We start from the raw sequence: 20,556 nt of genomic DNA, 5'->3' as shown, positions 1-20,556 counted from the left end.
CAGATGACCGATGCGGAATGCGGGTTATTCCGCATCGGTACAGAAAATGCGCTTAGAACCATTCGCCGTTGCGAACGATACCCACCGCCAGGCCTTCAATCGTCAACGACTGCTGACGCGTGTCGACCACGATAGGCTGGAATTCATTGTTTTCCGGCAACAGCTGCACGATCGATCCCTGTTTTTTCCAGCGTTTTACCGTGACTTCATCATCAATGCGCGCAACCACTACCTGCCCGTTGCGTACATCCTGAGTTTTATGTACCGCGAGCAGATCGCCATCCATAATGCCGATATCTTTCATCGACATCCCGCTGACGCGCAGCAGGAAATCCGCATTGGGTTTAAACAGGTTAGGATCAACGTGATAGTGACCTTCGATGTGCTCCTGCGCCAGCAGCGGCTCACCGGCGGCGACGCGGCCAATCAACGGCAGTCCTGCGCTCGGCTCTTCTTCCATCAGGAGACGAATCCCGCGCGAAGCCCCTGAGACAATCTCAATTACGCCCTTACGCGCCAGCGCTTTAAGATGCTCTTCAGCTGCGTTAGGTGAGCGAAAGCCCAGCTGCGAAGCGATTTCCGCGCGTGTCGGCGGCATGCCCGTCTGGTTAATATGGTCGCGAATCAGGTCATAGACCTGCTGCTGCCTGCTGGTTAATGCTTTCATCCCGCCCCCTGGTTGTTTATACAGTCGCTGTGAGTATATACAGGTATTGGTGAAATGAAAACCGAAACAGAGGGAAAAAGCAGCGGTTTAGCCAATTCCGGAAAGCCTATCGCAAATGCGTCCAGAGCAGCGTGATCCAGACAAAAAGCGCCAGTAAAATACTCAGCAACACGGCGGCGGAACCCATATCTTTCGCCTGACCGGCAAGGGGATGACGCTCCTGGCCGATACGGTCGACCACTGCTTCGATGGCGCTGTTGAGAATCTCCACGATGACGACCAGCACCACGGCGCCGATCATCAACACGCGGGAGATAACGTCTACGTCGATCCAGCAGGCGATAACGATGGCCACGATCGCTGCGAGAACCTCCTGACGAAATGCCGCCTCATGCTGCCAGGCGGCGCGCAGGCCCTTCCATGAATAACCGGCGGCATTTATGATTCGCGTCAAGCCGGTAACGTTATTTGCCATAATATGGGAACCCTTTGAATGGTTTGACGTCAATGTCGGAGCGGTGTGCTTTTGGCGCCCCCACAGATCTTCGCTGCGCTTTCTGGTATGCTTGCGGCGCTTTGCTAACAAGAGGCTTCATGTTGTCTATGTCAGGTTGGCGTAAACTTTATTACAAATTGCTCAATTTACCACTCTCTATTTTGGTGAAAAGTAAGGCCATTCCCGCCGATCCCGTTTCCGAACTCGGACTGGATTCGACCCGGCCTGTTATGTATGTATTGCCCTACGATTCCAAAGCCGATCTGCTGGCGCTGCGTGCTCAATGTATTAAGCACCATCTGCCCGATCCGCTGGAGCCGCTGGAAATAGACGGCGCACTGTTGCCGCGTCATGTTTTTATTCATGACGGGCCGCGCCTTTTTCCCTATTTCGTGCCGAATCTGGAATCGGTGAAAATTTTTCACGAGTATCTCGATCTGCATCGCAGCAACCCGCAGCTGGACGTGCAGATGCTGCCGGTCTCGATGATGTTTGGCCGTGCGCCGGGTCGCGAAGTTCAGGGCGAGCCGACGCCGCATTTGCGCATGCTGAACGGCCTGCAAAAATTCTTCGCCATTCTCTGGCTCGGGCGCGACAGCTTTGTGCGTTTCTCGCCTACCGTCTCCCTGCGTCGTATGGCGACGGAACACGGCACCGACCAATCGATCGCTCAAAAGCTGGCGCGCGTGGCGCGTATTCACTTCGCCCGCCAGCGTCTGGCGGCGATTGGCCCGAGCCTGCCGGCGCGCCAGGATCTTTTCAATAAGCTGTTGCAGTCAAAGGCGATTGAAAAGGCGGTGGAGGATGAAGCGCGCAGCAAAAAGATCTCTCATGAAAAGGCGCAGCAAAATGCCGTTGAGATGATGGAAGAAGTGGCGGCTGACTTCTCCTATGAGGCGATCCGCGTGACCGATCGCGTGATGGGCTGGCTCTGGAGCCGTCTCTATCAGGGCATTAATGTCAACGGCGGAGAACGTGTGCGCCAGCTGGCGCAGGATGGACATGAGATCGTGTATGTTCCCTGCCACCGCAGCCATATGGATTATCTGCTGCTCTCCTATGTGCTCTATCATCAGGGGCTGGTGCCGCCGCATATCGCTGCCGGCATTAATCTTAACTTCTGGCCCGCCGGTCCGATTTTCCGTCGCCTGGGCGCCTTCTTTATCCGCCGTACCTTTAAGGGCAACAAGCTCTACGCGACCGTGTTTCGTGAATATCTGGGCGAACTGTTCAGCCGTGGCTACTCGGTGGAATATTTTGTCGAGGGCGGACGCTCGCGCACCGGTCGCCTGCTCGACCCGAAGACCGGTACGCTGGCGATGACGCTGCAGGCGATGCTGCGTGGCGGCAATCGCCCGATTACGTTGGTGCCGATCTATATCGGCTACGAGCATGTGATGGAAGTGGGCACGTACGCCAAAGAGCTGCGCGGCGCGGCGAAAGAGAAAGAAGGCTTTATGCAGATGGTGCGCGGCCTGCGCAAGCTGCGTAATCTCGGCCAGGGCTACGTTAACTTTGGCGAACCGCTGCCGCTGGTGAACTATCTGAACAAACGGGTACCGGAATGGCGCGACGCGATCGATCCGATTGAGCCGCAGCGTCCGGGCTGGCTGACGCCTACCGTTAACGATATCGCCCAGCGTCTGATGGTGCGCATCAATGAAGCTGGCGCGGCCAATGCCATGAACCTGTGCGTAACCGCCTTGCTGGCGTCACGTCAGCGCTCATTGACCCGTGAACAGCTAGTTGAACAGCTGGAATGCTACACCCAGCTGCTGCGTAACGTCCCTTACTCGCCGGATGCGACTGTCCCGGATCTTTCCGCACAGGCGCTGCTTGACCATGCGATGAGCATGAACAAGTTTGAAACCGAGCAGGATAATATTGGCGATATCATCATTCTGCCGCGCGAGCAGGCGGTGCTGATGACCTACTATCGCAACAATATTCATCATATGCTGGTCATGCCGTCGCTGATCGCCGCCATCGTGCAGCAGCATCGTGAAATCAGCGACGCGGAACTGCTGCGTCAAGTGAGCCTGATCTATCCGATGCTGAAAAGCGAACTCTTTCTGCGCTGGGATAATACGGAGCTGCCTGCGCTGCTTGAAGCGCTGAGCGCTGAGCTGGCGCGACAGGGACTGCTTACTCGCCAGGATGGCATGCTGAAATTCACGGCTGCGCGCTATCGCACCCTGCAGCTGCTTGCTGCCGGTATTCGCGAAACCCTGCAGCGCTATGCCATCACCTTCTCTATTCTTAGCGCCAAACCCACAATTAATCGCGGCACGCTGGAAAAAGAGAGCCGCACGCTGGCTCAACGCCTGTCGGTGCTGCACGGCATCAACGCGCCGGAGTTCTTTGATAAAGCGGTGTTCACCACGCTGGTGTTAACGCTGCGCGACGAAGGCTATATCAGCGATACCGGCGATGCGGACGTGGTGCGCACCCAAGGCACCTGGGAGATGCTGGCGGAGCTGGTAACCAGCGATGTGCGCTTGACCATTGAGAGCGCGGTCGCGCACGAATAAATGCGCTTCGCATTGCGTGACGTAATAACAGGGCGACCAGATGGTCGCCCTGTTTGTTTTACAGCAGATCGATAAAAGGCTGGGTATTCAGCGCGACGCCGATAAACAGCACCAGGCCAACGTAGTTGTTATTCAGGAAGCCCCGGAAGCAGGCATCACGCTCCCGCTGAGCAATCAGCTTTTGTTGCCAGACAAACAGCACAGCCACCACCAGCAGCGACAGGTAAAACGCGCCGTTCAGCTGAAGCAGCATTCCCACCAGCGCCATCAACCCTAAGGTGGCCAGCTGCAGCAGTCCAATCATCAGCTTGTCGAAACGACCAAACAGAATGGCCGTCGATTTCACGCCGATTTTCACATCGTCATCGCGATCAACCATCGCGTATTGCGTATCGTACGCCACCGTCCAGCAGAGATTGGCGATAAACACCAGCCAACAGACCAGCGGCAGCGTCTCGCTGACCGCCGACCAGGCCATCGGAATTGCCCAGCCAAAGGCGGCGCCCAGCACTACCTGCGGGAGATGGGTGTAGCGCTTCATAAAGGGATAGACCCAGGCAAGCGCCAGCCCCACCACCGACAACAAAATCGTCATCCGATTCATTGTCAGCACCAGCAGGAAAGCGGCGAGCGCTAACCCGACAAACAGCAGTTTGGCCTCTTTTTCACTCACGGCGCCGCTCGGCAACGGCCGTCCCTGGGTGCGCTTAACATGACCATCCACTTTGCGATCGGCGAAATCATTGATCACGCAGCCAGCGGCGCGCATCACTATCACGCCCAGCACAAAAACCAACAGCACCGACAGCGGCGGCACCGCCATATCGGCCAGCCACAACGCCCAGAGCGTCGGCCACATCAACAGCAAAGTCCCAATGGGTTTATCAATGCGCATCAGGCGGCTGTAAGCCTGAAACTTGCTCATCTGTAAGCTATTTTGCACGATTTTCACTTCCTCACATCGAACTGCGGTAGAGCGGCGAAGCCGGTAAAAAAAGTTCGGTCAGCAGCAGCGGTTTTCCTGACAACCGCAGCCGTGAACGACGCCCCCAGAGCTGTTCAACACGACCAGGCTCGATAAAATCACGGCTCAGGGTCGAAGAGGAAAAAAGATAGCGGCCCAGCGGACGGGTGCCCAACTGCTGCAGCAACGCCTCCGGCCCGTTCAGGGTGCTTTCCGGCACCAGCGTGCGGCCAGCCAGCCAGGGTTCGCCGTCGCCATACAGAATAATTTCCCGCAGCCAGAAACGCGTATCTTCAGGCAGCAGCGCGGACTCTTCAGGAATATCCGAGGCGTGGATAAAGGTTTCACGCACCGGCTCCACCGACACCCGCTGACAGTGGCGCTCAAAGCGCCGGGTCATGGAATCCTCTTCCATCAGCCAGTCCAGCAACGGTGCGTTCAGCGCGGGCGAGGAAGGCGGCAACCAGTGAAGTTGACGTAACAGGGTGAGCGCGTCTTGCGACATTTGGCCTCTCCGGTCAAAACAGATGCCATAGTGTAACGCAGAGGCGCGGGCAGAACACCTGCCCGCTATCTGCCAGCGCTATCGAACCGCACAACTACTCCCGTTTCAGCCGGTTACTGTTGGCCAGCCAGAGCGTCACCACCAGCATAAAGATCGCCACGGAATAGCAGAGGGTATCGAAGGGATTTTTGTGATCGACAATAATCAGGCGAATAATTGCCGTAATGCCGATATAGACAAAATAGCGCAGCGGGAAATGGTAGCCCGACTGGAAATATTTCACGATCAGCGCAATGAATTCAAAATAGAGAAAATAGATCACAATCCCGTCGATCAGCAGATAGGAAGAGGCCTGCTCACCGCTGTTCAGCAGCACATTAGCCAGATGGATAGTCTCTTTACTGAGGAATATTACCAGGATCACCGCCAGCATCAGCAGCCCCAGGTTCAGCACCCATTGCAGCACGGTGGCAATATGCCGTCCCGTGGTTGTTTTCGCGTTCATGTCTCGCCTCAAAATGTAAATATTGCTGGAGCCATCATGCGGGAGTGAGACATGAATCACAATATAAGCCTTGAGACAGAGCAGGACAGCGGAGCAGCAGACTGAGGTTAGACCTCGACATCGACACAAAGCGCATCGTAGCGCCAGTATTCGCAGTCACAGTCGATAACCCGCCTGTGCTGATCGCGGTTAATGCGGGTAATCAGCAAACCGGGCATACCGGTTGCCACCTTCAGCGCTGGCGCAGCGAAATCGGGCAGCGGGCCAGGCACAATGGTGAAGCGCGCGCCGCCGTAGCGGATGCCGTAGCGCTGGTCGTAGAGATCGGTCAGCGAGCGCGTTAAATCCTCATCCAGCAGGCCGGGAAACCAGGCGGGGTTTAGATAGTGCTCAACATAGAGCACGACGCGGCCATCAATGCTGCGCAGCCGTTTGATGCAGTACGCGCGCGATCCCGGCGGCAGCAACAAATCTTTTGCCTGACGGCCAGTGACCAACACTTCATGCGCCGCCAGCACCTCTGTGCGGGCAACGCGTCCCTGCTCTGCCGCCATAGCGTGAAAATGGCTGTGGTGTAATGGGTTATAGACCAGACGCGGCGGCGCGATAAACCAGCCGCGACGCAGCTCACGGTAAATTTTCCCCTGCGCTTCCAGCTGGCCCAGCGCCTCGCGCAGCGTGATGCGCGTGGTGGAAAATTGTTCGCTCAACGCCCGCTCCGATGGCAAGCGCCCGCCGGTAAATTCGTCGGCGGCAATACGCGCCAGCAACGCCTCGCAGATTACGTCCACGGTTTTCACAGCAGCTGATACCACAACACAAGCCTCATTTTGGGGCGAAACTGCACTGTGACAGTTCGATGACAGAACAAAAGTAACCGCTCACTGCGGCCTGGAGGGAGAAGCATAGCGGCTGGTCGCCTCGCCTTGCCGCATTTACCGCTGTGGTCATAAAACCTTCATCTCAGCAAGCTACATTGGCTCGGATCTTGCTGGTCTAGTCCAACAGGCCATTCAACTTACACCGGGAGCATCTGAGATGAAAGCGTTTATCGCCTCTGTATTAAGCAGTGCCATTATGCTTGCTCTACCCACCGCGCAGGCGGCTGACGGCGATCTCGCCGCGCTGGAAAAAGCCGCGCGCAGCGAAGGCCAAATCAACAGCGTCGGCATGCCGGACAGCTGGGCCAACTGGAAAGATACCTGGAACGACATCAGCAGCAAATATGGTCTGAAGCACAGCGATACCGATATGTCATCGGCGCAGGAGCTGGCCAAGTTCGCGGCGGAGAAAGAGAACGCCAGCGCGGATATCGGCGACGTGGGGGCAGCTTTTGGCCCGATCGCGGTCGCTAAAGATTTGGCGATGCCCTTTAAGCCGACGCACTGGGATCAGGTGCCTGAGTGGGCGAAAGATAAAGCGGGAAACTGGATGCTGGCCTATACCGGCACCATCGCTTTTCTGGTGGATAAACAGCAGGTAAAAGACATCCCCCACAGCTGGGCCGATCTGAAAAAAGGTAAGTATGTGGTTACTATCGGTGATGTCGGCGTCGCAGCTCAGGCGGCTAACGGCGTGCTGGCAGCCAACTACGCCCTCGGCGGCGATGAAAAAAACCTGAAGCCAGCGTTGGCCTTCTTTGCCGACCTGGCGAAGCAGGGACGTCTGGGCGTGACCGATCCGGTGATTGCCAATATCGAAAAGGGTGAAGTTCAGATGGCGGTGGTTTGGGACTTCAACGGCCTTAACTATCGCGATCAGATCGATAAAAGCCGCTATGAAGTCGTGATCCCCACAGACGGTTCGGTGATCTCCGGCTACACCACCATTATCAACAAATACGCGAAGCACTCGAATGCCGCGAAGCTGGCGCGTGAATATATCTTCTCTGATGCCGGTCAGATCAATCTGGCGAAAGGCTATGCGCGCCCGATCCGTGCTCAGCACCTGACGCTGCCTGCTGACGTACAGGCCAAACTGCTGCCGGAATCAGAGTATAAAAACGCTCGTCCGATTAAAGACCAGGCCGCCTGGGACAAAAGCTCGAAAATGCTGCCGCGTCTGTGGCAGGAGAACGTGATCATCAATATGCAGCAATAAGGAGTGGGTATGAAAACGATCCTGGTGGTGCTGGATGGCCTGAGCAATCAGGTGGCGCTTCATGCGATGGGCTATCTGCATGCCGAATGCGCGCAGGGAAACGGTCATTATTATCAGTTGACCTGCGAGCTGCCGTCGCTGTCGCGCCCGCTGTATGAATGCATTCTTACCGGCGTGACGCCGATACGCAGCGGCATTATTCATAATGGCGTCAGCCGCCTGAGCCGCGAGCGCAGCGTGTTTCATTATGCGCGCGCGGCGGGCTTGAAAACCGCGGCGGCGGCTTATCACTGGGTGAGTGAACTCTATAACCGCACCCCTTTCGTTCCGGCGCGTGATCGTCATACCGACGCGCCGGAGCTACCGATTCAGTATGGTCATTTCTATCACGACGACAGCTATCCCGATTCGCACCTGTTTGAAGACGCGGAAAGTCTGCGGCTGCGCCACGATCCCGACTTTCTGCTGATCCATCCGATGAATGTCGATGATGCCGGACACCAGTTCGGCCTCTCCTCTTCTCAATATCGCAATCGCGCACGCATGGCCGACGGCTGGTTGTCGCACTGGATGCCGGGCTGGCTGGCGGCGGGTTATCAGGTGATTGTCACGGCCGATCACGGCATGAACGACGACCGCTCCCACGGCGGGATTTTGCCGGAGGAAACCCAGGTGCCGCTGTTTGTCTTTGGTCAGGCGTTTTCGCTGCAACCCGATCTGGCGCCGCAGCAAACCGCCCTGTGCGGCACGATTTGCGATCTGCTTGGCGTGGCTCACGATAAAACGGTATGTCGCGGCCTGCTGGCGGAGCCGCGTCAATGAAAGGAAAAGGCGTTGCGCTGCTGTGTCTGCTGCCGTTCGCCCTGTTCTGGATCGCGTTTCAGCTGGCGCCGCTGCTGTGGATTGCCATCAACAGCTTCTGGAGCGAGATGAACGAGACCTGGGGCTGGGATAACTATCACGACATCCTGACCTCACCGTTTTATTTGCAGGCGTTTCGCTTTTCCCTCGATATTTCCATCTGGTCGAGCGTTTACGGTCTGCTGATCGCGCTGCTGGCGGGCTATTCCCTGAACCAGCTCGGCAGCGGTCGTCTCCAGCGCTTTCTGACTTCCTTTACCAATATGACCAGTAACTTCGCCGGCGTGCCGCTGGCGTTTGCTTTTGTGATTCTGCTCGGCCTGAATGGCTGTGTGACGCTGCTGCTGCGTGAATATGGCGTTCAGGGTTTTAAACTCTTCTCCCGCGACGGCATGGTGCTGGTTTATACCTGGTTTCAGATTCCCCTCGGCATTCTGCTGCTTTTTCCCGCCTTTGACGGTTTGAAAAAGGAGTGGCAGGAGTCAGCCGCGCTGCTGGGTGCCAGCCGCTGGCGCTACTGGCGGCACATCGGTCTGCCGATTCTGTTCCCGGCGCTGCTTGGCACCTTTGTGATTCTGCTGGCCAATGCGCTGGGCGCTTACGCCACGATTTATGCTCTGACCACCGGCAACTTTAACGTGGTGCCGGTGCGCATCGCGGCGCTGGTTTCCGGCGATATCTCCCTCGATCCTAATACCGGCAGCGCGCTGGCCATGCTGCTCGTGCTGCTGATGGCACTGATCACCGTAGCGCAGCAATATCTGGTGCGTCGCAGCTACCTCAACGCGAAACAGCCCTGACAGGAGAGAAGCATGTCGCGTGCGGAAAAACTTTATCATCACGTGGTGGTCTGGCTACTGTTCGCCGTTCTGGCGCTGCCGCTAATCGCCACTTTGCTCTATGCGCTCTCGTCACAGTGGAGCGCGACCATTCTGCCGCAGGGCTATACCCTGAAGTGGTTTATTGAACTCTGGAGCGACGGGCGCTTTCTCGCCGCGCTGGGCCATTCGCTGCTGATCTGTCTGGGCGCGCTGGTTTTCTCGTTAGTGCTGGTGCTGCCTGCAATGTTTGTGATCGCTTACTACTATCCACGTCTGGACCAGGTAATGAACGTACTGATCCTGATGCCGTTCGCCATCCCGCCGGTGGTCTCCTCGGTCGGGCTGTTGCAGCTCTACTCGTCGTCACCGCTGATGCTCACCGGCACGCCGTGGATTTTGATCGGCTGCTACTTCACCATCGCGCTGCCCTTTATCTATCGCGCCATCGCCAACAACATGCAGGCCATCAACCTGAAAGAACTGATGGATGCCGCGCATCTGCTCGGCGCCAGCACCTGGCAGGCGGCGCTGTTTGTGGTGCTGCCGAATTTACGTAAAGGCGTTTTTATCGCCGTGCTGCTGTCGTTCTCCTTTCTGATCGGTGAGTTTGTGTTTGCTAACCTGCTGGTCGGCAACCGCTATGAAACGTTGCAGGTCTATCTCTATAACATGCGCAACGGCAGCGGCCATTTCACCAGCGCGCTGGTGATCTCCTATTTCTTTGTGGTGCTGCTGGTGACCTTGCTGGCCAACACCCTGAACCGTGAACGAGGCTGACCATGGCATATCTCGAGGTAAAACAGCTGAACAAAAGCTACGGCGCAACGCAGATTTTTCAGCAGATCGATTTCAGCGCTCAGGAAGGGGAATTCGTGACGCTGCTGGGGCCGAGCGGCTGCGGCAAGTCGACGCTGTTGCGCTGCCTCGCCGGGCTAACCTCGCCCGATAGCGGCCAGATTATGTTGCAGGGAAAAGATATCGTGCCGCTGACGCCGCAAAAGCGCGCCATCGGCATGGTGTTTCAGAGCTACGCGCTGTTTCCCAATATGACGGTAGAAAAGAATGTCGCTTTCGGCCTGAAGATGCAGAAGCTGCCGACCGGGCAGATCCGCGCACGGGTAGCAGAAGCGCTGGCGCTGGTGGAGCTGACTGACTTCGCCCGACGCTATCCGCATCAGCTCTCCGGCGGACAGAGTCAGCGCGTGGCGCTGGCGCGTTCGCTGGTGACGCGGCCGCGTCTGCTGCTACTGGATGAGCCGCTCTCGGCGCTGGATGCGCGTATCCGCCGTCATCTGCGCGATCAGATCCGCCGTATCCAGCAGGAGCTGAAGCTCACTACCCTGTTCGTGACGCACGATCAGGAGGAGGCGCTGACGCTCTCCGATCGCATCGTGCTGATGAACCGCGGCAAAATCGTGCAGAACGGCGATGCCGAGGCGCTTTATACCCAGCCGGCGGATCTGTTTGCCGCCGGGTTTATCGGCAACTACAACCTGCTGAGCGCAGAACAGGCAACCCGGCTGACCGGGCAAATTTTCCACGGCCAGGTCGCGGTTCGTCCCGAGTCGATCCAGCTCTGCGCGCCTGAAGTGGGGATCCCGGCCCGCATTCTCAGCCACAGCCTGTTGGGTAACGTGATCCGTTACCGCATCGTGACGCAGGACATTGAATTGTCGGTAGATGTGCTGAACCGTTCCGTGGCGGATTTACGCCCCGCCGGTACAGAGATTGGTCTACAGTTAGAAATGTCGACCCTGCGGCATGTAGCTTAAAACAAAGCAAAAATCAGCAACCGGGCCGGCGAAATCTTTCACAGGTTGCTCTCTCCGTCAGGCTGGCACTCTGTGCGTACAACATTTATGTCTGATTGCAGGACATGGCCTCAAGCCTGACGGTTGAGGAGTTTCTATACGTGCTAACCTTACTTAATCTGCTCTCCGCCGTGGCGCTGCTGGTGTGGGGAACCCATATCGTGCGCACCGGCATCATGCGCGTTTACGGCGCCGATCTACGCCGCGTGCTGAGCCGCAGCGTGGAACGCAAGCCGATGGCCTTTCTTGCTGGCATCGGCGTCACTACCCTGGTGCAGAGCAGTAACGCCACTACGTTACTGGTTACCTCATTTGTCGCTCAAAATCTCGTCACCTTGACCCCTGCGTTGGTAGTGGTGCTGGGGGCCGACGTCGGCACCGCCATCATGGCGCGTATCCTTACTTTTGACCTCTCCTGGCTTTCACCGCTGTTCATCTTTTTTGGCGTGGTATTTTTCCTCAGCCGCAAACAGTCGCGGGTGGGCCAGTTGGGGCGCGCCATCATCGGCCTCGGCCTTATTCTGCTGGCGCTCCAGCTGATTGTGGCGGCGGCACGTCCGATTACGCAGGCCGCCGGGGTGCAGGTGCTCTTCTCTACCCTGACCGGCGATATCATGCTGGATGCGTTGATTGGCGCGGTGTTTGCCATTATTAGCTACTCCAGCCTGGCGGCGGTATTGATTACCGCCACGCTGACGGCCACCGGGGTGATCTCCTTTAAAGTGGCGCTCTGTCTGGTGATTGGCGCCAACCTCGGCAGCGGTCTGCTGGCGATGCTTAACGCCAGCGGCTCTAATGCGGCAGGCAAACGCGTCGCTCTCGGCAGCCTGCTGTTTAAGCTGATTGGCTGCGTAATTATTTTGCCCTTCGTTAACCTGATTGCCGAATGGCTGGATCTGCTGCCGGTCAATGACGAAGAGCTGGTGATCTTTTTCCACGTCTTTTACAACCTGATTCGCTGTCTGGCGATGGTGCCTTTCGCCGGGGCCATGGCGCGTCTCTGTCAACGCCTGATCGGCGACGACACGGAAACCGATCCCCGCCTGAAGCCTAAACATCTGGATCGCAGCGCGCTGGACACGCCTGCTCTGGCGCTGGCGAATGCCGCACGCGAGACCCTGCGCATTGGCGATGTGGTGGAGCAGATGCTGGAAACCTTCGGTAAGGTGGTGCACGGCGAGCCGCGACAAGAGCGTAACGTGCGGCGGCTCGATGATGACGTCGACGTGCTTTATACCGCCATCAAGCTCTATCTGGCGCGTATGCCGAAAGAAGACCTCGCCGATGAGGATTCTCGTCGCTGGGGCGAAACCATTGAGATGGCGCTTAATCTTGAGCAGGCTGGCGACATCATTGAGCGCATGAGCGGCGACGTGGCCGATAAATCGCTGGCGGCGCGGCGCGCCTTCTCTGCCGACGGGATGAAAGAGCTGGAAGCGTTGCAGGAACATCTGATGAGCAACCTGCGCCTGAGCCTGTCGGTATTCCTGTCGCGCGATATCAACAGCGCGCGACGACTGCGTCGCGCCAAACATCGCTTCCGCATTCTCAACCGACGCTTCGCCCATGCGCATGTAGACAGGCTGCACCGGCAGAATGTCCAGAGTATTGAAACCAGCTCGCTGCATTTGGGTTTGCTGGGTGATATGAAGCGCCTGAATTCGCTGTTCTGCGCCATCGCCTACAACGTGCTGGAGCAGCCGGATAATGAAAATGAAGAAGACTGAGGCTTGCGCTGCCAATGGAAAATGTTCTCTTTATGGTCAATAAAACAGCATAAAGAGGAATTTTCCTGGTAGGCCGCACAGAGAAAGATAAAAAATATTGATTGATTGAACCCTGCTTTTAATTAACCGATAAAAGTAATCGCAAAAACAACAAGTCAATTAAAATCATTATCAAACTATATATTATATATACATTTATTATTCACCCAATTATATTAATTTAAATAAGCATAAGCCTTTAATTAGATTAGCATTATATTTACATCACTATTTTTCACCAGCAATAGTTAACCAGTTGTTTTTATAACATACTAAAACTTGCACAGACTGGTTAAAACTTATCGTTTTTTATTTAGTTAATCATCATTAAAATAATTCATTGAGCTTTTGTTTAAAAAAAATGGAACTTTTTTTGTGTTGTAAACTGTTTTTGAAGCTTGCCTGAAAAGCCATGGCTTTTAACAAATTCAGTTTATTAATAACAAGCTCTTTTAATGGATTACGCTATGAACGGAATATTCAAAAATACCCTGTTTCGCTTAAATGCGATAACGCTCATCTGCTTTCCTTCCTGTGTGCTTGCTGAATCCCCCTGGAAAGTGACGGATGGCAGCACACTCAATGTAACCAGTAACTACACCGCTGAAACACAAGGAGATTACCCGCTATACGCCGCAGGAGCAGGAAGCCATCTCGTTATTAATCCGGGTTTAAGTTTTGGTAGTAAACAAACGGGGCTGGACGTTGCGCAAGGCATAGATGGCGCTGTCCTCGAATTAAATAACAATACAATCGTTGCAAATAATAATAATTCGAGAGGCATTTATTTATCTGACAGCCAATTAACCATGACGGGCGGATCCATTATTACGCTGGGCGAAAGCAGTCCGGCGCTGGAGGCTGTGGCAGGTTCAGTTGTCTCGTTAGATAACGTGCAGCTTAATTCCAACAGCAGCGGGTTAACCGATACGTTGATTATTAATGGCAGCACGCTGGAGGCTGACAGCATTCTTATTCAGTCAGATGGTACGGGAACAGGGATGCGCATCACGGGCAATAGTGATGTCACATTAAATGATACCGAAGTCAGCATGACCGGCATGAATTCTATCGCTGCGGTTTATGTCGATCAGGGAAAGGTGAATGCCGATAGTTTAAGAATATTTGCTACCGGCAGTTATGGCCTGCAGGCGAAAGGCCTGAATGAAACCACTGCGCCGGATATCACCCTTAATCAAGGTCAGATTACCGTTACTAATGGCGTTGGCGTGGACGTAGAAAATAGCCACATCACGCTAAATAATACGCGGGTGAGCACTTTAGGCACGGCAGAAGATGCGCACGCCTTAAATATGAAAGGCAATGCACAGGCTGAGATTACCGGCGGTCAGTACGAGACCAAGGGCGAGGCTTCCCACGCCATTACGCTTCAGGATTCCTCCGCCTCCCTGACCGCCAGCGGAGTAAAACTTTATACCTATGGCGCAAACGCTTATGGGCTGGATGTCGCCGATGGTCAGGCCGAACTCTCCAATGGTCAAATCAAAACCTACGGCAAATATGGCCATGGCATTGTCAGCCACGCTGATGATGTACGAATTGATAGCAGCAGCGTAAACACCATGGGCGAAAGCGCTATTGCCGCTGCGGCAACCGGCGGAGGCGCGATTCAGATCGCCGACAGTAATTTTACCACCCTGGGTGAAGCCGCTTATGGCCTGGCGGTAAACACCCACTCCAACATCACCGCCGACAATCTTAACGTGATGGCCTCCGGCACTTATGCTCACGGTTTATACCTGGAAGGCGGCGAGCTTAATCTGCTGAACAGTTCAGTAAACGTACAGGGCAGCTCAGCATCCGCCATTTATGCCAATGGCGATGCCCTCACCGGCCTCAGTCAGGTTACCGTCGATAACGGCAGCCTGACCACAGCAGGCTTTACAGGCATTATCGCCAATGGCGCCGATCTGAGCGTCACCCTGAAAAACGGTACTGAATTGACGGCCGATGATGGCCTGCTGGCGTTAAGCACCAGCAGAGTCTCAGGTGCCGTTTATTACAGTAATATCGACCTGGCGGCAGATAATAATGTCACGCTGAATGGCGATGTCAGGGCGGAAATGTACAGCACGCTCAATCTTTCCCTGCGTAATCAATCAGTGTGGAATGGCGCGGCCTACCGCGCGACGGACGTGATGGTGGATAACTCCAGCCGCTGGAATATCAGCGGAAATTCCGATGTGGCGAACCTGGACAATGCCGGGACGGTGGAATTTACCCCTAAAGAGGGCGAGCAGTCGGTACTGACGGTGCGTCAAAACTACACGGGCAACGGCGGCACGCTGGTGTTTAATACTGTGTTGGGCGATGAAAATTCAGAAACCAATAAAATGGTGGTGGAAGGCGATACCGCAGGCACCACGAATGTTGTGGTGAATAACCTGGGGGGCAAAGGCGATTATACCCAGGGCAACGGCATTGAGCTTATTCGGGTTGCGGGTAATTCTGCCGGTGAATTTGTGCAGCAGGGACGCATCGTGGCTGGCGCTTACGACTACAGCCTGTTGCGCGGGGAGGGAGCGGCGCAGCCTAACTGGTATCTGAGCAATAAAAAGCCTGACGAGCCTGACGATGAAGTCGAAGGTCCCGCAGATATCAACGATCCTGGCGATAACGGCAACGGCGGCAATCCCGGCGATAACGGCGACGGCGGCGATCCGGCGGATAACGGCCCTCATCTGGATGAAATTGTGGCTGATGTTCCCCCAACCGGCGGCCCTGTTACTCCTCCGGGACCAGCAGTTAACGATCGTAACCTGGCGCTGCGCCCGGAATCCGGCGTTTATCTCGCTAACTTCGAGGCGGCAAACAATCTGTTTGTCACCCGGCTACACGATCGTCTCGGCGAAACCCAGTTCACCGACAACCTGAGCGATCAGGGCCATGCCACCAGCCTGTGGCTGCGCCAGGTAGGCGGTCAGAACACCGGCTACAACAGCAACGGCCAGCTCAAAATGGTGAGCAATCGCTATGTGGCACAGCTGGGCGGCGATTTGGTTTCATGGAGCCAGAATCAGCTGGATCGTTTTCATCTCGGCGTAATGGCGGGCTATGCCCATAGCAAGAACAAAACCCGTTCTTCCGCCTATGGCTACCGGGCCGGCGGCGAGATCAACGGCTACAGCGCCGGTATTTACGGCACTTGGTACGCCAACGATCAGGATAAAACCGGCACCTATGTCGATAGCTGGGTGCTTTACAACTGGTTCAAAAACAGCGTCAACGGCCAGGATCTGCCGGAGGAAAACTATCGTTCCAAAGGGCTTACCGCGTCGGTTGAAGCAGGCTATACCGCGAAGCTGTCAGAATTTCGCGGCAGTCTGGGCAGCGTAAACCAGTGGTTTATTCAGCCGAAAGCGCAGGTCGTCTGGCAAGGGGTCAGAGCAGACGATCATCGCGAAACAAACGGTACTCACGTACAAGCTCAGGGCAATGACAACATCATGACCAGCCTGGGCGTGCGCACCTTTCTGAAGGGCAGCCATATCAAAGATGCCAACACGCCGCGCCAGTTTGAGCCTTTTGTCGAGGTGAACTGGATTCACAACACCGAAACGCCCGCTGTACGCATGGATAACACGCTGATTCAACAGGCCGGCGTACGTAATCTGGGTGAGGTTAAGGTCGGCATTGAAGCCAGACTGGATACAAACTTCAAAGGATGGACCAACTTTGCCCAGAAGGTGGGCGATGCGGGTTATAACGACAGTCAGTTCATGTTAGGCATTAATTACCACTTCTGACTCCTGCAGTTTTTCGGGGCCAGTGATGGCCCCGTTTTTTTTGCTTATTTCTTCGCTATCGGTTTACCGGACCAGTATCCCGCCAGCAGCGAGCCGGAAAGATTGTGCCAGACTGAGAAAAGCGCGCCCGGCAGCGCAGCCAGCGGCGAGAAATAGAGTTTCCCCAGGGTAGCTGCCAGACCGGAGTTTTGCATACCCACTTCCAGCGCCAGCGTACGGCAGGTGGATTCGTCAAAACCAAACAGTTTGCCGCCCCAGTACCCACCAAGCAGGCCGATGGCGTTATGCAGGATCACCGCCACGATCACCACCAATCCTACCGAGCCGATAAAGCCCTGGCTGCCTGCCACCACGGCGCTGATGATCAGCAGGATGCAAAGCATGGAAAACGCAGGCAGATAAGGTTCAACACGTTTCACCAGATTATTCATTGAATGGTGAATAATCAGCCCCAGGCCAATCGGGATCACCACGATTTTGATGATGCTGAGCAGCATGCCCATCACATCGACCTGAATATGGGTGTCGACATAGAGGCGCGTCAGCAGCGGCGTGGCAAATACTCCCACCAGCGCGGAAACCGAGGAGATGGTTACAGAAAGCGCCACATCCCCTTTCGCCAGATAGATCATTACGTTAGATGCCGTACCGCTGGCGACGCTGCCGACCAGGATCATACCGGCCGCCAGATCCGGCGGCATATGAAACAGTTTTGCCAACCCCCAGGCGGCCAGTGGCATCACCAGATAGTGCAAAAACGTCCCGGCAATAACCGGGGCCGGACGTACCAGCACGCGTTTGAAATCGTCGATATTCAGCGTGACGCCCATGCCGAACATAATCAGCATCAGCAGATAAGTTACCCACGGACCGATAGCGAGAAAGGTAGAGGGCGAATAATAAGCCGCGACCGACAGCAGCACGGCCCACAGCGGGAACAGGCGGGTAATTTTGGCAAGCATAAGCCAGACTTCCTTATAAGAATGTTGTGTTTTTTACATCGTGCGCCACAGATAAAAGCGCGCTGCACAGGGAACAACTGCAACAGCGGACGCGGGATCATAACATTTCGTTATCGCTGCGTAAGGCAGAGAAGAGAGGAGAGAGGAAAATGCGGATCGACTGCTGCCGATCCGCTGAGAAATACTCGTATTACTCTGCTTTTTCCAGCAGGAAGCGATAGATTACACCACCAAGCGCGGCGCCAACCACAGGCATCAGCCAGAACATCCACAGCTGTGAAATGGCCCAGCCGCCCTGAAACAGCGCGACGCCGGTGCTGCGCGCCGGGTTAACCGAGGTGTTGGTGACCGGAATGGCGATCAGGTGAATCAGCGTCAACGCCAGACCAATGGCCAGCGGAGCAAAGCCCGCCGGTGCGCGTTTGTCGGTGGCGCCCATAATCACTATCAGGAACAGCGCCGTCAGCACCCCTTCAGCAATCATGCATGACAGCAAATTGTAGTTTCCAGGCGAATGCTCACCGTAGCCGTTAGAAGCGAAGCCGCTGGCTACCACATCAAAATCCGCTTTGCCGCTGGCGATCAGAAAGAGCACGGCGCCTGCGACAGCGGCACCGGCCAACTGCGAGATGATAAAGGGGAAAACCTGCGGTAGCGGAAAGCGGCCGCCCACCGTCAGGCCAACGGTCACCGCCGGGTTAAAATGACCGCCCGAGATATGCCCCACCGCAAAGGCCATCACCAGCACCGTCAGACCAAACGCCAGCGCGACGCCAGCAAACCCGATGCCCATTTGTGGAAAGGCGGCGGCCAGCACGGCGCTGCCGCATCCTCCCAGCACCAATACAAAAGTGCCAAAAAATTCCGCCATAAGTTTACGCATATTATTTCCTCACAAGGATTGATATTTTCCGAGCGCGATTATCTTAAGAGGAAAGCAAAACTCAACAGGCCACCCGCTGCACAGAGCAAAAAGCGAACGGCTTTCATTGCAAAGCAGACAGGTCTTGCCCATGACGGCATGAATCGGAACGGGAGAAAGAAAAAAGCCGGACCTCAGGTCCGGCTTAAATTTGATAAAAAGCGCAACGCTTTTACTCAAACAGGTTGCGATGCAGCGCGCTTACTACGCTTTCCGCATCGTTGCCCGGCACCAGGAAGCAGAGGTTATAGCTGCTGGCACCGTAACAGATCAGACGCAGATTAAACGGCTCCAGCGCGCCAAAAACTTCTTTGCCCACGCCGCAGGCTTTCGACAGGTTATTGCCGATCAACGCAATCAGCGCAAGGTTCTCTTCCACTTCCACCCGACACAGGGAAGATAGCTCGGTTAACAGCGCCTGGGTCAGCAGGCTGTCGCCGGTCGAGGTAGAGCCGGTGGTATCCAGCGTCAGCGCCACGCTCACTTCGGAGGTGGTGATCAAATCGACGGAAATATTATGGCGCGCCAGAATATTAAACAGCTCGGCGAGGAAGCCGTGCGAGTGCAGCATATTCAGGCTGTGCAGCGTCAGCAGCGTCTGCTTGCGGCGCAGCGCCAGCGCGCGGAACAGCGGCGGGTTCAGCGTCTCGTTGCAGACGCGAGTGCCGCCAGCGGCCGGATCTTTGCTGGAGCCGACAAACACCGGAATGTCGCTGCGCACCGCCGGTAACAGCGTGGCGGGATGCAGAACTTTAGCGCCAAAGGTGGCCATCTCGGCGGCTTCTTCAAAGGTAATCTCATCGATGCGCTTCGCGGTCGGCACGATACGCGGATCGGTGGTGTAAATCCCCGGCACGTCGGTCCAGATATCGATACGCGCGGCTTTTAACGCCTCGCCCAGCAGCGCGGCGGTATAGTCGCTGCCGCCACGTCCCAGCGTAGTGGTGCGTCCTTTACTCTCACTGCCGATAAAGCCTTGCGTGATCACCAGAGCCTGTTCGATGCGCGGCGCCAGCAGCGCGTTGGCCTGCTCTGCCAGCACAGCGACATCCGGCTCGGCGCGCCCAAAGCGATCGTCGGTGCGCATCACTTTACGCACGTCGAACCACTCGGCTGCGACCTGGCGCTCGCGCAGGATCTCAACAAACAGCAGCGTTGACATCAGTTCGCCGTGACTGACCAGCTCATCGGTCAGGGCGTTCGATGTCGCCAGCGCCGCCGCTTCAGAGAGCATGGCGATGTTTTCCAGCATACGATCGATCTCTTCGCGGATCACATCGGGCTGCTGCAGGCGATCGATAATCGCGTACTGAATACGGCGGATTTCATCCATCAGGTAAGCACGCTGCGCCTGCTCCTGACCTTCCGATAGAGAGACCAGCAGATTGGTCACGCCTGCGGAGGCGGAGAGCACCACCAGGCGCGTAGCGGAATCGGCAAGCACCACGTCGGCGCTGCGGTTCATGGCATCAAAATCGGCAACGCTGGTGCCGCCAAATTTCGCCACGATAAGATTTTGAGACATGTACTACCTCGTGTCAGGTTACATCGCTCCCTTGCATGGCAGGGCGCACGCAATAAACGGGAGTTACTTTTTCAGCCTTGGCACAAAGAAAGAGCAGAAACGGGCAGACCAGATCAACAGACGAGTCACCCAGAAGCGCCCCACCTTGCGAAACGTCCGACTGCGGACGTTTCTGGTGACAACTCAGAGGATTCAGCCCCTGCAGTCGACAGCGCAACACACCGCGTGTTGCTCCACCTCGGCGTCGCTCCCCCTGATGTGTTTTCTGCGGATACGGCTCCTCCAACACACTGCCTGGGCGACGCGCCTCTTCTGGCTTGCGCACGGAGGCGCAAGTAGCCGCTTAGAAATAT

17 protein-coding genes and 1 riboswitch are annotated in these 20,556 nt (G+C 55.9%); of the genes, 8 read left to right on the top strand and 9 right to left on the bottom strand.

Features of this window, described 5'->3' with window-relative positions:
* Positions 1 to 52: 52 nt before the first annotated feature.
* Positions 53 to 667 carry a transcriptional repressor LexA gene (gene lexA / locus ABU178_RS02405; RefSeq protein WP_397211632.1) on the bottom strand — a complete coding sequence of 205 codons (615 nt, stop codon included), beginning with the start codon at positions 665 to 667 and terminating at the stop codon, positions 53 to 55.
* Positions 668 to 773: 106 nt separating this feature from the next.
* The gene (locus ABU178_RS02400; protein ID WP_397211630.1) at positions 774 to 1,142 is read right to left on the bottom strand and encodes a diacylglycerol kinase; all 369 of its coding nucleotides are present in this window, start codon (positions 1,140 to 1,142) and stop codon (positions 774 to 776) included.
* 128 nt (positions 1,143 to 1,270) lie between these two features.
* Here ABU178_RS02400 and plsB point away from each other — a divergent pair, with 128 nt between their 5' ends.
* Positions 1,271 to 3,694, top strand: coding sequence for a glycerol-3-phosphate 1-O-acyltransferase PlsB (gene plsB, locus ABU178_RS02395; protein ID WP_397212501.1), 2,424 nt, complete (start codon positions 1,271 to 1,273; stop codon positions 3,692 to 3,694).
* A gap of 58 nt (positions 3,695 to 3,752) precedes the next feature.
* Here plsB and ubiA read toward each other — a convergent pair whose 3' ends face one another.
* The 4 genes from ubiA to ABU178_RS02375 form a co-directional block, all read right to left on the bottom strand.
* Positions 3,753 to 4,619, bottom strand: a complete 867-nt coding sequence (gene ubiA, locus ABU178_RS02390) for a 4-hydroxybenzoate octaprenyltransferase (protein ID WP_397212500.1) — start codon at positions 4,617 to 4,619, stop codon at positions 3,753 to 3,755.
* Positions 4,620 to 4,650: 31 nt separating this feature from the next.
* A complete protein-coding gene (ubiC, locus tag ABU178_RS02385; RefSeq protein WP_397211629.1) occupies positions 4,651 to 5,163 on the bottom strand; it encodes a chorismate lyase in 513 nt (170 codons plus the stop codon).
* 94 nt (positions 5,164 to 5,257) lie between these two features.
* Positions 5,258 to 5,668, bottom strand: a complete 411-nt coding sequence (psiE, locus tag ABU178_RS02380; RefSeq protein WP_397211627.1) for a phosphate-starvation-inducible protein PsiE — start codon at positions 5,666 to 5,668, stop codon at positions 5,258 to 5,260.
* Positions 5,669 to 5,775: 107 nt separating this feature from the next.
* Entirely contained in the window at positions 5,776 to 6,483 is a 708-nt protein-coding gene (locus tag ABU178_RS02375; protein WP_397211625.1) for a UTRA domain-containing protein, read from the bottom strand.
* 223 nt (positions 6,484 to 6,706) lie between these two features.
* Between ABU178_RS02375 and ABU178_RS02370 the strand changes: the two genes are divergently transcribed.
* From ABU178_RS02370 to ABU178_RS02340, 7 genes are all read left to right on the top strand, one after another.
* Entirely contained in the window at positions 6,707 to 7,768 is a 1,062-nt protein-coding gene (locus tag ABU178_RS02370; protein WP_397211623.1) for an ABC transporter substrate-binding protein, read from the top strand.
* A gap of 9 nt (positions 7,769 to 7,777) precedes the next feature.
* Complete coding sequence (locus ABU178_RS02365; RefSeq protein ID WP_397211621.1) at positions 7,778 to 8,590, top strand: alkaline phosphatase family protein; 813 nt, start codon at positions 7,778 to 7,780, stop codon at positions 8,588 to 8,590.
* Positions 8,587 to 9,429, top strand: coding sequence for an ABC transporter permease (locus tag ABU178_RS02360; RefSeq protein ID WP_397211619.1), 843 nt, complete (start codon positions 8,587 to 8,589; stop codon positions 9,427 to 9,429). The genes ABU178_RS02365 and ABU178_RS02360 overlap by 4 nt, the downstream gene beginning before the upstream one ends.
* A 12-nt stretch (positions 9,430 to 9,441) precedes the next feature.
* Positions 9,442 to 10,227: an ABC transporter permease gene (locus ABU178_RS02355; protein ID WP_397211617.1), complete on the top strand. Its 786-nt coding sequence runs from the start codon at positions 9,442 to 9,444 to the stop codon at positions 10,225 to 10,227.
* A gap of 2 nt (positions 10,228 to 10,229) precedes the next feature.
* Entirely contained in the window at positions 10,230 to 11,222 is a 993-nt protein-coding gene (locus ABU178_RS02350) for an ABC transporter ATP-binding protein (protein ID WP_397211615.1), read from the top strand.
* 140 nt (positions 11,223 to 11,362) lie between these two features.
* Positions 11,363 to 12,988 carry a Na/Pi cotransporter family protein gene (locus tag ABU178_RS02345; RefSeq protein ID WP_397211613.1) on the top strand — a complete coding sequence of 542 codons (1,626 nt, stop codon included), beginning with the start codon at positions 11,363 to 11,365 and terminating at the stop codon, positions 12,986 to 12,988.
* A gap of 848 nt (positions 12,989 to 13,836) precedes the next feature.
* Positions 13,837 to 16,794 (top strand): autotransporter outer membrane beta-barrel domain-containing protein, encoded by a 2,958-nt coding sequence (locus ABU178_RS02340; RefSeq protein WP_397211611.1) that lies wholly within the window; start codon positions 13,837 to 13,839, stop codon positions 16,792 to 16,794.
* Positions 16,795 to 16,838: 44 nt separating this feature from the next.
* Here the strand turns inward: ABU178_RS02340 and panS are convergent, their stop codons facing one another.
* From panS to lysC, 3 genes are all read right to left on the bottom strand, one after another.
* On the bottom strand, positions 16,839 to 17,756 hold the full coding sequence (gene panS / locus ABU178_RS02335) for a ketopantoate/pantoate/pantothenate transporter PanS (protein WP_397211609.1): 918 nt from the start codon (positions 17,754 to 17,756) through the stop codon (positions 16,839 to 16,841).
* 190 nt (positions 17,757 to 17,946) lie between these two features.
* Positions 17,947 to 18,639 (bottom strand): aquaporin Z, encoded by a 693-nt coding sequence (gene aqpZ, locus ABU178_RS02330; RefSeq protein ID WP_397211607.1) that lies wholly within the window; start codon positions 18,637 to 18,639, stop codon positions 17,947 to 17,949.
* Positions 18,640 to 18,850: 211 nt separating this feature from the next.
* Positions 18,851 to 20,203, bottom strand: coding sequence for a lysine-sensitive aspartokinase 3 (gene lysC / locus ABU178_RS02325; protein WP_397211605.1), 1,353 nt, complete (start codon positions 20,201 to 20,203; stop codon positions 18,851 to 18,853).
* 125 nt (positions 20,204 to 20,328) lie between these two features.
* Positions 20,329 to 20,523: riboswitch (Lysine riboswitch) on the bottom strand.
* Between the last annotated feature and the right edge of the window lie 33 nt (positions 20,524 to 20,556).

Origin of the sequence: Pantoea osteomyelitidis (genome assembly GCF_044342975.1) — a bacterium.
GTDB classification, from domain to species: domain Bacteria; phylum Pseudomonadota; class Gammaproteobacteria; order Enterobacterales; family Enterobacteriaceae; genus Pantoea; species Pantoea osteomyelitidis.
This window is presented reverse-complemented; position numbering and strand designations above follow the sequence as displayed.